This is a genomic window from Rahnella sp. RFA10(1/100), from assembly GCF_004195115.1.
Taxonomy (GTDB): domain Bacteria; phylum Pseudomonadota; class Gammaproteobacteria; order Enterobacterales; family Enterobacteriaceae; genus Rahnella; species Rahnella perminowiae.
The window spans coordinates 161,432-175,234 of record NZ_SEWR01000004.1 but is presented as its reverse complement, the minus strand read 5'-3'; the positions used below and the strand labels follow the sequence as shown (position 1 = coordinate 175,234).

Genomic DNA, 13,803 nt, shown 5'->3' with positions numbered 1-13,803 from the left:
ATTAAGCTTGTGGAGTGAACGTCATCGCCAGCCCGTTCATGCAATAGCGCAGGCCGGTCGGCTGCGGACCGTCATCAAACACATGCCCCAGATGTCCGCCACACCGGCGACAATGCACTTCATCGCGAACCATACCGAGCGAGGTATCCCGGCTGATTTGCGCGGCGTTGCCCAGAGGTTTCCAGAAACTTGGCCAGCCGGTATGGCTGTCGAATTTGGTCGCCGAGGAGAAAAGAGCAAGATTGCAGCCTGCACAGGCAAATTCACCCACCCGGTGTTCGTCATTTAACGGGCTGGAATAAGGCCGTTCAGTGCCCGCCTCACGCAAAATGCGGTATTGATCATCGCTGAGGCGCTGATGCCACTGAGCCTCAGTGAGCATGATGTCGAATTTCGCAGTTTTCGCCTGTGCGTCGGCGCTGCGGGAAAACAGTGACGGGACCAACCCCATCAGCGCAGCGGCCGAGACCGCACCACTGCCCAGCAGGAAATTACGTCTGTTAATCATTGTTGCCACCGTTGCGGTTACTGTCGATGACATCAGACTACAAGGGGAGGGATTACGGAATCCTCGCGGAGAGTTAACGGTTTTGTGATAAGTAGGAGATTACCGCTGTGCGGCGCCAGCGAGCGGAGCGCGAAGTAGAAAAGCGGGGAGAGATCCAAGAGAGGGAAAGCACTTCCCTCTCTTGGGCGGTTTCGGCGCAGCGCGTTGTGCGATCACCGCTATTGAAAAACCGGAACTGTCACCCTTCTGTTCCAGGCAGCCGCCCCGTTGCAGCGGCCATCTGCAACCAGATTACAAAATCGCCCGTGCAGCCGGGTCTGCCCCCTCCCGCACAAACACAGGAATTTCACTCATTGGGGCGGCGACCCTAATCGCTCTCCCCCCTTCATAGCGTTCTCCATTCAGCGCCACCCACGTTTCTCCCGCCGGTAACCACACTTCCCGCTCGCGCTGACCGGCGTACAACACCGGGGCGACCAGAATATCGGCGCCAAGCATATACTGATCTTCCACCTGCCAGCTTTCAGCCTGAGCCGGATACTGATAGAACATCGTGCGCATTACAGGATCCCCCTTCTCATGCGCTTCCTGCATCACATGGCTGATGTACGGACGCAGTTTCTCACGCAGGAATAACCCGTTCTTCATCAGCGTGTAATTCTCTTCGCCGTAGCTCCAGACTTCATTTGGTGCGCCGCTGTTGCATTGCGCAATGCCGTCACGCCACGGTTCCGGCGGCTGAATTTGTGGCTCACGGTAACCATGCAGACGCATAACAGGGCAGAACACACCCCACTGGAACCAGCGGATCAGTAACTCCTGAAATATCGGATCATTAACATTCCCGCCCTGGAACCCGCCGATATCCGTCGTCCACCACGGGATACCCGCCAGCCCCATATTCAGGCCAGCGACAATCTGATTACGCAGCGCGTGAAAAGAAGAATGGATATCGCCCGACCACGCCAGCACACCATATCGCTGACTGCCCGCCCAGGCGCAGCGCACCAGATTAACGATCTCATGCTCGCCTTCCTGCTGTAACCCCTCGTAAAAGCCCTGCGCGAACTTCTGCGGATAAATGTTGCCGACTTCCAGCACCGGCCCGAGATGATAGCGATAGTTATCGAAATCATAGGCGCGGTATTCCGGCTCAGCTTCATCCAGCCAGAAGGTACGGATCCCCAGATCGTAATAGTTTTGCTTTACTTTCTCCCAGACAAACTGACGTGCGCCGGGATGTGTGGCGTCAAAGAAGGTGCAGTTGCCAAGGAAATCAAGATTCACCGATACACCACGATCCGTGTTCACCAGGTAACCTTTTGATTTCATCTCCTTATAATTTTCTGTCCGGCTGTCAACCGTCGGCCAGACCGACACCATGGTTTCGATACCCAGTGATTTCAGCTCAGCGACCATCGCTTTCGGATCCGGCCAGTCCACCGGGTCAAAACACCAGGTGCCCTGATTCGGCCAGTGGAAGAAGTCGATGACAATAACCGAAACAGGCAGGTTGCGACGCTTGTATTCACGCGCGACTTCCAGCACCTCCTGCTGTGTGCGGTAACGCAATTTGCACTGCCAGAAACCCGTGGCATATTCCGGCATCTGCGGGGCGGTGCCGGTTGCACGGCCATACTGATGCATGATCTCAGCGGGCGTATCGCCAGCGGTGATCCAGTAATCCATCTGCTCCGTGATCTGCGCTTCCCAGCGGGTAATATTTTTGCCGAATGTCGCCTCACCAATCGCCGGATTGTTCCACAACATGCCATACCCCAGACTCGAAAGCATAAACGGCACACTGGCCTGGGAGTTTCGCTGTGCCAGTTCCAGTGTGCAGCCTTTCAGATCCAGACAATTTTGCTGGTATTGCCCCATGCCATAGATTTTCTCATCCGCGCGCGACTCAAAACGTACGGTCAGCTGATGTTTACCGCCGGGAATGGCTTTAAATTCGCGGGCATCCATCTTTAGCGCACTGATGTATTTGTCCTGACTTTTCTCCGTCGCACCGATGCCGACGGTGGAACGCTGACGCCAGAATTCCTCAAGGATCAGCTCGCCGCGTGAGTTATAAAACGCCAGCTGCCCTTTGATATTCACCGATGCTGTGATGTTGCCGTTGCGCAGCGTCAGGGTTTCTGCGCTGCGGCTGATCTCAGCTTTTGGCTGAACATCCGCTGGCAGTAGCGCCCATAACGAATCATTGAGCTCAGGCCGGCAGGTGGCCCGCACGCGCAGGCTGTTTTCTCCCCAGGGCTCAATCACCAGCGTTTGTTGATCGAAATGCCAGAGAATACGGTTTTTTTCGGCGATTAATTCGCTCATGCGGACTCCTGTGTATGCAAGGTGGCCTGACGTTCAGGCTCATGTTCCCGGGAAATTTTGGACTGATTAATCTGTTTCATGGTGGCGTCATTGAGTTTGTACCAGCGCATCGACAATGCACTGAACATCGACAAGATGCCCGGCACCAGTGAGAACAATGCGATAATCGACAACATCGCGACGGTATTCTGCTGGGCAGCATGGGGCACGTAACCGCTTATGCCCAGTGTCCAGCCGACCACCGCTCCGCTCACCGCCATCCCCATTTTGAGGATCGCCAGCAAAGTGGAGAACACCGTGCCATCCATGCGCTTGCCTTGTTTGTATTCGCCGTAATCCACCACGTCAGACATCATCACCCACATCAGTGTGGTAGTGACCTGATAGAAGGTTGAAACCAGCAACGTCATGCCCACCAGCAGGGAAATCCATGCCGGAACGAAGAAAATCGCCGCGCTCAGCGCACCGGTCAGCACCGCGCACAGCGTGAAGGCCGCGAGTTTGCTGCGGTTGCGGGTCAGCGGTTTTACCAGCAAACTGCCGAGACTCTTACCCACAATATGTGCAGCCAGCAGCCACATAAAGTAGCTGGCGTGGCCAAGATAATAGGTGACGTAGTACATCATCGCGCCGAGGCGTACTACGCCGAAGGAGATATTGAAGAAGATCAGCGCCGCCACCACGCGCCACTGGTCATTACGCACTAAATCACGTAAATCGGAGAGAAAATTCTCGTGCGTCGGCGGCGCACTGATACGTTCTTTGGTGTTTAAAAAACACAACAGGAACATCACCACGGCGATCGACGCCATGATTGCCATCGCACCAAAATAGCCGTCAAGTTTATTGCCGCCACCCATCATCTCTGCCAGCGGCATCATCAGGAAGGTGGACATTGCACCACCCAGCGTGGCAAGGAAGAACCGATAGGATTGCAGGGAAATACGCTGGGTATTATCAGGCGTGATGATCGCGCCCATCGAGCAATAAGGAATGTTGATGGCGGTATACATCAGCATCTTCACGCAATAGGTGACGCTGGCGTATACCATCTTTCCACCCAAGGTCAGGGATTCCGGTACCGCATAAACCAGCAAACAGCTGGCTCCGAAAGGTAACGCCAGCCAGAGAATATAAGGCCGGAATTTACCGAAACGCGTTTGCGTCCGGTCAGCGATCAGCCCCATCGCGGGATCCACTATGGCGTCAGCGACGCGGGCAACCAGAAACATTGTTCCGACAAATACTGCCGGTAATCCCACAACATCGGTGTAATAAAACGTCAAAAATATAATCACATTATCCAGGCCAATATGGCTCGCCATATCCCCCAGACCGTAGCTCACCTTTTCTTTTACGGATAGTTTCGCAGTCATTTTTCGTCCTGCCTTTTGTAGGGTTAAACATAAAAAAGTCAGTCCGTCCGTGGTCCGAGGACTTGTTATAGAATGGTTAAAAGAGAGCGACAATTGCGAGATATCATAAATTTCTTATGATTTTTGATTTGTGTGATACCGGTAACATGATGAGATCCGTCTCGCCTGCGGAACGGGAGAAGGAGAGAAAATGATACCCGCGATAATTATAAATTTTGCTAATAAATAGGGCTGAACCTGAGGGATCGGGAAAAAAAAGCATGTTTGAATCCAGCGACCCCGACACCAGTGCATTCAACTTAAATAATTCAGGTGACAACATAAACAGTGGTTAATGTTGCCATATCAGGATTAAAACTCTGAATGAAATGTTTTCATCTTCTTGTTATTAATGAAAAAAATGCATTTTTCTATCTTGATAAATTTTGGTTATGATGTAATTTATTGCTAACAAGTTAACGTATTGTTATGAATACCTGGAGACTGAAAGCAATACATTTCTATTCAGGCATTTTGAAAATGAGGGTTCACGGGTGCAAGAGAATTGGTTGTTATTACTCGGTGGGGCAAGCGTGGTACAGGGGCCTGATTTACTCGATGAAGCCAAAGAAGCAGGATATAAAATCCTGCTTACCGACACAGAAGAAAATCTCAGGGTGTTTGGCGACAGAGCGCAAAAAGCCGACGAGGTGGTGGTAACCAATCATTACGATGATGAAGCAATGCGGGATTTACTGGCCAGGTATCCCTATATAAAACGGAGTTATGCTTTTCGCGAAAAACTTCAGTTTGTAAATAGTAAACTTAATATATTATTAGATTCCTCATGGACACGCCCTGCAACAATCATGCTGATACAAAACAAGTATCTTTGTCGTGAGCTGTTACGAAAATGCGGCATCAGCCAGCCGGAAGCTTTTTTGTGTTATTCAGCAAGTGATGTAGAGGAAAAATTAAGAATACATTTTTCCGGTCATGAAGCCATCCTTAAACCCGTCACCGATGCAGGCAGTCGCGGGGTATATTCTGTCTGTTCAGACAACATTGATAATATTATTCCCAGACTCCCGCAGAAAGGTTACCCATTCATCCTTGAAGAGAAGGTGGAAGGTAAAGAATACAGCCTTGAAGCCCTTTTCGTTGGCAAAAAGTTCAGAATGCTAAATATCACTGAAAAGTTTTTATTTGCAGAGACTTTTTTTGAGCAAGGGCATGTTAATCCGGCAGGTGTTTCTCTTGACGAGCAGAAAAAACGTCAGGCCCGGGCATTAGTGGAGTCTGCGTGCAAAGTGATTGGTATCGAATACGGCATGATCCACGCCGAGTTTTGGGATACTGATGCAGGTATTATTTTGGGAGAAATTCACAACCGTGTCGGGGGTGACTTCATCTCAGTGATGGCGGCCGAGACAGCAGGTATTAATGTATGGCAAAGCCAGCTAACCGATACTCTCTGTTATAAAGCACAGAAAAAAGAGCATATGGCTGTGTGGTCAGAACGTAAAGGAGTAAGCCGCCCCTCTGCTTTGCCGCCGGATTTAGACCAAAAACCAGGGTTTGTTGGCCACGCCTATCTGGGCGAACGCAATTTATTGTGTGCTGAGGGTGCAAGTTATGAGGAGGCGTTAAATAATGCAAAAAGCATTTCAAAACTCTTCAATATTTAAAATCATCCTTGTCCAGGATTTCATCGGGGCCTTTGCCTTCTTTGCTCCTCAGGCATTGTTAATCGCTTATTTACACGAAAACTTGCAGCTGTCAGCAGCCCATACCAGCGGTATATTATTCACGTTGATATTCTTTTCGAGAATTGGCCGCTTAGCCTTTTCACCCTATCTGGATAGAATAAACTTCCCTCTTTTACTTGCAATACTGCAACTGTTAGGAGGATTGGGCTTCTTCCTGCTATCGCGTGGCGAGATTACACAACTCTATTTAGGCGCATTTCTCGTCGGGCTTTTCTACGGGAATAACTCAATTGTTATCCGTATTGCCACCTCCTTTTTGAAAAATCAGTCACTCTCTTTAAACTATTCGTTGCTCAGTACGGTCACAAACCTGGCTTCAAGTGGTGGGGCCATACTCCTGGGCATGTTGTATCAGCATGTCGGGCCCGTTTATATGTTTGAAACAATGTCCTTACTGTTTACACTCACCTGTGCATACACCTACTGGGCGACAAGAAAAATAATCCTCCCCAAACAGGGACATTTCTTCAAAGTATTAATGAGCCTGGTCAGGAGGAAAGTGATTTTACTGACGCTGCTACTTATCCTGCTTGTGTGGTTCATCTATTCGTTAGCGTTAACCACAATGCCACTCTTTGTGATCGACCGTTTGCATAGAACAGACTTGGTATGGACGGTAACGGCACTGAACGGGCTGGCCGTCTTAGTTCTTGCCTATCCGGTTAATTATTTAATTGACAGATTTGATGATAATACCAAACTTATTATCTCATTTTTACTCTTTGGCTTAGCATTTTTAGTGTTATCTCTCCATAATTCGCTGGCAATGCTATACCTGTTTCTTTTCCTGATAAGCACGGCTGAAATTATCGCTATCCCGGCATATCAAAGCATTATGTCTTTCAACACGGGAGAATATGAAAGGACAGCTATTTTTTCACTTTCTATCCTTGCCGTAGGTATAGGTGAAAGTCTTGGTGCTGTTTTCGCCGTATGGACAAATGAACACAGTCCCTTGTTCCACATTATCTTTATTCTCATGTCTGCTGTCACTGTACTAATCAGTCTGTTCTGTATGCGAAGCCATACCTCCCTCGCGTGATCCTGATAATCCGGGCGGACTTTCATTGCCCGGATTACCCCTGTTGTTTATACCTCCGTCAGTCTCCCCTATCCTTTGGCTCCTTAAATATTCGCTCAATGGCATCCTCATTGCCATGCATCCATAAAAACTCCTGAAAATAATATTTCTTATAGCATAAAAGTAGAAGCTTATTCTTTTCCACATTGTTAAAGAATACTGCATGTATGAATTATCACTCATCACTTCTGTAGGCCGGAACACTTCACTTAAAATCACGCCAGCTTAGTTTTTAATACTGTCCGTTAGCATAAAATAAATAAAAATAACTTTTTTAAAAAAAGGATATTTTTATTTTCTTCAGAGAAAAACCAAGAAAAATGTTGCAGAAAAATATAAACACCCTATTTCGCCAAAAAACAATTAATATTTGAATGTAATTTTCAATAACACTTTTATTAAATAAATTCTAAACCGAGAGCGTCGTGAAAATTCAATAAAACCCTTCTCTATATATAACGCGCAGGAAAACTCCCTTACTAAAGCTAGTTGGGGTGAAAGGCCAATCAAAGTTGTTACTAATATGTAAACATAATTACTTAAATAACACAATAAATAATATTAAAATTTTGCAACATGCTTAATTACCGCCAAATATCAATCATTGGAATAAAATACAAACAAAAATTTGTTAAACGTGGATTATTTTTATTATTAAATATTTCCGCACCATGAATGACAAATAAAAAATTAACTATATGATTATTAATGAAAAATTTATTTTCAATAGTTTACGCCATGAATATTTTTCAATAGCGCACTTTCCTCCCCAAAAAGATATTTCATATTTACTTTACTTAAGGCAAATCCTAAAATTCCAAGGCACCATAAATGTTAATTAAATGTATGTAATTCCCAGAGACGGAGGTTTTGTGAATAATTCAGTGGTGATTTTTGCGGGTTTAAGAAGAACGAATAACGAAAGATTTGAAGCCCTGGCAGCAGCAAAAAGATTAGGGCTTTCAGTCGTACTTATCGGACGTACTATCCCTGAAATGGCTAAAGAGCACCTTTTGGAGTGGCATGAATGCGATACCTCAAATCATGAATTAGGTCTTAAGGTTGCTAAAGATGTAGCTTCGCGACATAACGTGGTCGGTGCATTCAGCTGGACAGATCTGGAACTGAGTTTTGTTGCCAGAATCAACCAGGCTCTGTCATTACCTGGATTAACTCCCGAAGCGGTCAAAATCATCAGAAGTAAATTTCTTACACGTCAGGCTGTTTCGGAAGTTGAGGACGTATCTCCGCAGTATTTCAAAATATCCTCTCTCGACGAACTGTATACTGCCATGGAGACATTAGGTTATCCGGCAGTTGTAAAACCAACAGGTGGCAATGGTTCAAAAGGGATCTTTATTCTGAAAAGCGAAAAGGAGCTTGAATCCGCTATCAGCAATCTCCGCTCACTGGTTTCCGCAGGTAATGACCCTATTTTCAACTCACACGGTGATGAATTTATTGTTGAACAATATGTTCAGGGACAGGAGGTCAGTGTTGAGGTTCTGGTACACCGTGGGGTAGTGGATATTATCGGCATAACCGACAAGTCGACCACCACTCCCTTCCCTTTTGAATCACAACATATATTTCCTTCTGCAGCGTCTGATAAAGCGAAATTAGACGTACAGCGAAAAATTGTTGCCATTGTTCAGGCAGTAGGTTGTGACAATTGTACTTTGCATATCGAAGGTAAAATTGAAAATGACAAATTTACGCTGATTGAAATCAACGGACGCCCTGGTGGTGGTTATATCACTACCCATTTAGTGCCACGAAGCACCGGGGTAGATCATGTCGCCAATATTATCAGAGTGGCTATTGGTCAGGTCCCCGAATTGCGCCCCTTGAGAGAGGGATCCTATGCCGGCATACGTTACCTGTTTGCAGAAAAAGAAGGTCAGTTTTCAGGTCTGACAGGTTATGATCAGGCGATCCTGGATACCGGGGGGCTGGATAACGTTATGACTGAAATCCCGGTAGGCAGCACCATTACCCTGCCACCGGAAAGCTATACCACTCATCGTGTAGCATCGGTTGTCGCTCATGCACCTTCTTATGACATACTTTTAAATATACTAAACAACGTTACAACCTCGTTAAGCATTAATATTCAATAAGGAATGATCGTCATGACCGCGCTTTATTAAATAATGCGCTGGAAGATATCTGCAGAAAAATATATTCCGGCCATTTTTTAAATGCGTACAGATAATTAAATTTCCTTCAGGAATAAACGTCATGTCATTGCAAGACAGAAGCATTGCCATTATTGGGGCCGGCAATATGGGGCGAGCCTTACTCAAAATGGCTTTACATAACGGGGCGCGCATCTTTTTATTTGATATTAACCCGGAGGCGTTCAATAATCTTCCCCCGGAATATAGTGGGTTTATCGCGTCAGGAAGATTGAACGTTAACGTTATTGAAGAGGAAACATTTACTACTGAAATCCCACTGGGAATAAATGCCATTATTATTGCTGTTTCCTGGCATGATGCCAGGGAACTTATCAATGTTCTGGCATCACAGATTGATTGTCCCATTATTGTACTGGGTCGCCCTGACCTGAATGATCCATTAATCCCGGCGATGGGTAACAGAAAGCATCCTCTGCTGTTAGGCACCGGCCTGGAACCTGGTCTAATGGAATCGATGTCTTCTTCTATTCTGGAGCGATTTCCGCAAAGTCATACGATAGAAAGCTTTTGCGGCGGTATCCCGGTGACCCCGACCGGGCCTTTTGGTTATCGGCTAACATTTGGCAGGAAATTGCCCATCGACCCCCGACTGGCATTAACAATAAAGGATCACCAGACATTTTCAGTCCCAAGGTTCGCGCAGGTAAAACATCATTATTTTCCTTCGATTGGTCTGCTTGAAGCCTTTGACGATGCAATGCTTGCAACAACGGCGGAATATTTCCAAAAGCATGTGGTTAATTTTTCGCAAAATACATTGCGCTGGCCGGGATTTTCCTACGCTGCACGGGCCTGTCAGGAATTAGGCCTGCTTTCCCGACAAGAAATTAACGTCGGCAAATTAAATACCAGTATCAGAGATGTGGCCGAAACACTGTTTACTGCAGCCTGTAAGAATGTTGAAACGACAAGTGAAGATTTCGTTTTATGCAAATGGCAACATATCAGTTCATCGGGTGAAAAAGGTGAGCTAATCATTAAAGTATTCCAGCCCGCGCCGGATATTACCGCCATGGCATTTATGACCTGTGCCTTTGCTATCACTGCAACAGAAGTTATTTTTGAAATGGCACTTAAAAACATTATTTATCCGCATGAAAAGCCGGCAGGGCTGATTGGCTTAAAATTTTTAAACGAAATAAAAAAATTTCGGCATGTGGAGATCACCACATCCGGAACCCTAACATGCATGATTACGGAGGCAGTATGAGCGCGATATTGGATATCTTACTCGTCGGTGCAGGGCCCGCGAACCTTTCGGTCTTGAGTTACCTGGATGAAGCCGGCATCCTGACGAGTGGGGACAACATACGCCTGGTAGAGAAAAGAGAGAATGCCAGCTGGCATCCTGGCCTGGCTTTGCCTACTTCTACCCTACAGGTTTCTTTATTGAAAGACCTGGCTTTTTTAAGGAATCCGGCCAGCCCTTATACATTCTTTAATTACCTTAAAGAACAAAAATTACTTTATCAGTTTATGCATTTGAACACCTATTATCCTTCCCGGAATCTTTTTTCTGATTACCTCGGATGGGTAGCATCAAAACTGCAAGACTTCATCTCTTATAATAGTGAGGTTTACAACTTAAAAAGAATATCTTCGCCACAGGGAAAAGATATTCTTGAAGTCACACTGCGAAATAGCGCAGGTGAAACAGAAGTTTTAAAGACGCGTCAGTTAGTATTATCTCAGGGGCATAAGCCCTTTATTCCTGAGGTGTTATTGACTGAAAACCAGCACGTCATTCACTCCAGTCAGCTCTTAAATAAGGTAGCAACGCAAGAACTATCAGCTGAGAACCATATTGTCGTGGTAGGGCGCGGGCAGAGTGCAGGTGAAATCATTCGCTTTTTACTCGAAAAAACTTCAGTGGGTAAAATTAGTGTGGTCTCGCGTGATTTCCTTTTCAAATCGACGGATGCCAACCCTTTCGTCAATGATATTTATACGCATCCGCGCGCAACGGAATTTTTCAATTATGACATTGCTGAACGCGAGAATATGCTGTCAGGTCTGAGAAACACTAATTACGCCACTGTCACAGATGATGTGCTATCTGCTATCTACGAACAAACATTTTCCGACCGCGTCAACCATTGCCAGCGCTTATATCTTTATCCCTACGCCTTAATAGAGTGTATTAAGAAACAGTCAGATAAAATTTCCGTGACATTGCAACAAAGGCAATCAAAAAATGGGGCAATGGAAATAACGGCTGATCTGATTATCTGCGCAACCGGATTTGAAAACATTTTACATAAGTCATTAATCAGCCCGCTGCAACCAGAAATTATCAATGATGATTTAGTCGTGACTGAAAATTTCTCTGTGCAGTTCGGCTCACCTTCAGCTCCAGATATTTTTATTATTAACCATTCTCAGGCACAGCATGGCCCGACAGAGCACACCCTGGCAGGGGTATCAGAAAGAGGAAGAGTGATAGGTGATGCACTGATTAAAAATATGCGTTATTCCGGTAGAGAACCGGTCAGCATAAACAACGAAACACTGACAGGTAACATGAATAATAAGGATACTAAAATTGTCACATATTGAAATTATTAATCTTACTCAAGAAAAATATCTTTCACGAGCCGTACTGGATAAGGGTATTTACCGTATTAATCCTGTGCCTGAAGCCTCAGATATTTCGATCCGCATTTTAAAATTGACGCCTGGAAGCAGTACCGAGCGCCACAACCATACGGAAGTGGAATTCTGGACAGTTATCAGCGGCAGTGTACGCGTCTGCCTTAATGGTGAGGATCTCATTTTGCAGGCGGGTGACAGTATTCGGGTCGAACCTCTTTGCCGCCATCGTATTGAAGCACTTGACGAAAACGCCGTGATGCAAACCGTATGGTGGCATCATCGTGAAATATTCGAACAGAGTTCGGAGCAAGGCGCTTTGCGTTCACAAGGGTCCCAAAGGCCATTACTGATCGTGCCCGCCATGCTGACGCCTAACGGCGGAATGCATCTGGGCCACGCTGCAGGGCCTTTTATGGTGGCAGATGTGCTGACCAGAGCCGCGAGGATGTCGGGAAGAAAAACCTTTCTGGTGCAGGGTACACACGGGCATCTGGAACACATTCAGATCGCTGCGGCTAAAGCAGGCACTGATTACTATAGTCTGGCAGAAACGAATACCCGCAGATTAAAACAGTCACTTCAATTACTGAACGTTGAACAGGATATCTTCCTTGAAACACGTCCGACACAGCGCTCAACCGCCATTTTGTATGAAGTGCTTGAGAAACTGATGTCTGCTGGTCTGATTGTTGAAAGAACATACGACGTACCTTATGACCCTTCAACACGTCAATTTTGCGTTGATGCCTTTGTGCATGGTGACTGCCCTCATTGTGGTGGCGAATCGTCTGGGACTGAATGCGAGGGATGCGGGGCGTTAGTGCTTGATGCTGAGCTGATTAGACCGGTTAATTTACAGGGTGTGTCTCTTGAACGCCGCCCGCTCACGCGACTTTTCTTACGGCTTGATGCGCTAAAAAATGAACTGGAGCGTTTTGCTGCCAGCGCAAGCCTTCCGGCATTTGCCAAATTGTTTATTGAAGGCTGGCTTAAGCGGGGGTTACCGGAAGTATGCCTGACAAACCCCAACAGTGCGGGAGTCCCCGTGCAAATGGCCGGACTCGATAATCTCAGGTTCACGGTACCGATGGAGTATGTCCCACGTCATTTACTCGCCATTGAACAGATGTACGCATTACAAGGTGAAAACCGGCTCTGGCATGCAATAGCGGGCGATGAATTGCCTGAGCTGGCGATCCTGTTTGGGGTTGATAATGCTTTTGGCCGTTTGCTTGTCATCCCTGCCGTTCTTGCCGCATTGGGAATGCCAGAATTTATGCCAATGTATGTTATCCCGAATCACATGATGCTGCTCGAAGGCCAGAAGTTTTCCACATCGCGTAATCATGCTATTTGGGTGGATGAGTATGTCACCCCTGAAAATGCTCAGGCGCTACGTTTTTATCTTTGTAGAAACCGGACTCACCGTAAGGAAGCAGACTTTCATCGCCAGGAATTCGAACGCTTTAATGCAGAGTTTTGGAACGGACAACTACCGGTAATGCTGGAAGCAGCTGACAGATTATTTGAGCCCTTCTCTGATAGCAAAAACCTGCCCGGACCCGGGCAATGGTGTGCCGATTGTCATTCTTTCTTTGAAGTCACCTCTCTGTTTATGGCATCAATAGAACAGTGTTATTCGCTCAGCATGCCAAATTTACGTAAAATAACGCGCAGTGTGGAAACTTTTGTGGATGAAATGACCACATTCTGTTTAGACGCAGCACTGCAACAAAAACCCGTGTTTATGAATTCCGCCCTGAACAGAACCCGGGCCAGAGTAATTGCGCGTGCACTTATCGCGCTGGCAACAGCATTACGCCCGATAACACCCGGGTTTTCTGAAGAGATATACCATAGATTTGATATACAACACCCTTCATTCACCACACTTTCTGTGGACTGGATGGCTGTCGAATTAAAAAACCCTGTTGGGAAAGATTGATACCTGTTTTATTGAATAATT

At 46.4% G+C, this 13,803-nt stretch carries 9 protein-coding genes; 6 read left to right on the top strand and 3 right to left on the bottom strand.

The window, feature by feature from the left end; translation table 11 throughout:
- Position 1: 1 nt before the first annotated feature.
- From msrB to ETV65_RS14240, 3 genes are all read right to left on the bottom strand, one after another.
- The gene (msrB, locus tag ETV65_RS14250) at positions 2–508 is read right to left on the bottom strand and encodes a peptide-methionine (R)-S-oxide reductase MsrB (RefSeq protein ID WP_129953477.1); all 507 of its coding nucleotides are present in this window, start codon (positions 506–508) and stop codon (positions 2–4) included.
- Positions 509–799: 291 nt separating this feature from the next.
- Entirely contained in the window at positions 800–2,839 is a 2,040-nt protein-coding gene (locus ETV65_RS14245) for a glycoside hydrolase family 31 protein (RefSeq protein WP_129953476.1), read from the bottom strand.
- The gene (locus ETV65_RS14240) at positions 2,836–4,215 is read right to left on the bottom strand and encodes a glycoside-pentoside-hexuronide (GPH):cation symporter (protein WP_129953475.1); all 1,380 of its coding nucleotides are present in this window, start codon (positions 4,213–4,215) and stop codon (positions 2,836–2,838) included. Before ETV65_RS14240 ends, ETV65_RS14245 begins: the two co-directional genes overlap by 4 nt.
- 533 nt (positions 4,216–4,748) lie before the next feature.
- On the opposite strand from ETV65_RS14240, the gene ETV65_RS14235 reads away from it, so the two are divergent.
- The 6 genes from ETV65_RS14235 (at position 4,749) to ETV65_RS14210 (ending at position 13,782) form a co-directional block, all read left to right on the top strand.
- Complete coding sequence (locus ETV65_RS14235) at positions 4,749–5,882, top strand: ATP-grasp domain-containing protein (RefSeq protein ID WP_129953474.1); 1,134 nt, start codon at positions 4,749–4,751, stop codon at positions 5,880–5,882.
- Positions 5,848–7,005, top strand: coding sequence for an MFS transporter (locus ETV65_RS14230; RefSeq protein ID WP_129953473.1), 1,158 nt, complete (start codon positions 5,848–5,850; stop codon positions 7,003–7,005). Before ETV65_RS14235 ends, ETV65_RS14230 begins: the two co-directional genes overlap by 35 nt.
- A 911-nt stretch (positions 7,006–7,916) precedes the next feature.
- A complete protein-coding gene (locus ETV65_RS14225; protein ID WP_165383740.1) occupies positions 7,917–9,164 on the top strand; it encodes an ATP-grasp domain-containing protein in 1,248 nt (415 codons plus the stop codon).
- A gap of 121 nt (positions 9,165–9,285) precedes the next feature.
- On the top strand, positions 9,286–10,455 hold the full coding sequence (locus ETV65_RS14220) for a saccharopine dehydrogenase C-terminal domain-containing protein (RefSeq protein ID WP_129953471.1): 1,170 nt from the start codon (positions 9,286–9,288) through the stop codon (positions 10,453–10,455).
- Complete coding sequence (locus tag ETV65_RS14215) at positions 10,452–11,801, top strand: SidA/IucD/PvdA family monooxygenase (protein WP_165383739.1); 1,350 nt, start codon at positions 10,452–10,454, stop codon at positions 11,799–11,801. The genes ETV65_RS14220 and ETV65_RS14215 overlap by 4 nt, the downstream gene beginning before the upstream one ends.
- Positions 11,788–13,782, top strand: a complete 1,995-nt coding sequence (locus ETV65_RS14210; protein ID WP_129953469.1) for a class I tRNA ligase family protein — start codon at positions 11,788–11,790, stop codon at positions 13,780–13,782. Before ETV65_RS14215 ends, ETV65_RS14210 begins: the two co-directional genes overlap by 14 nt.
- Positions 13,783–13,803 lie beyond the last annotated feature (21 nt).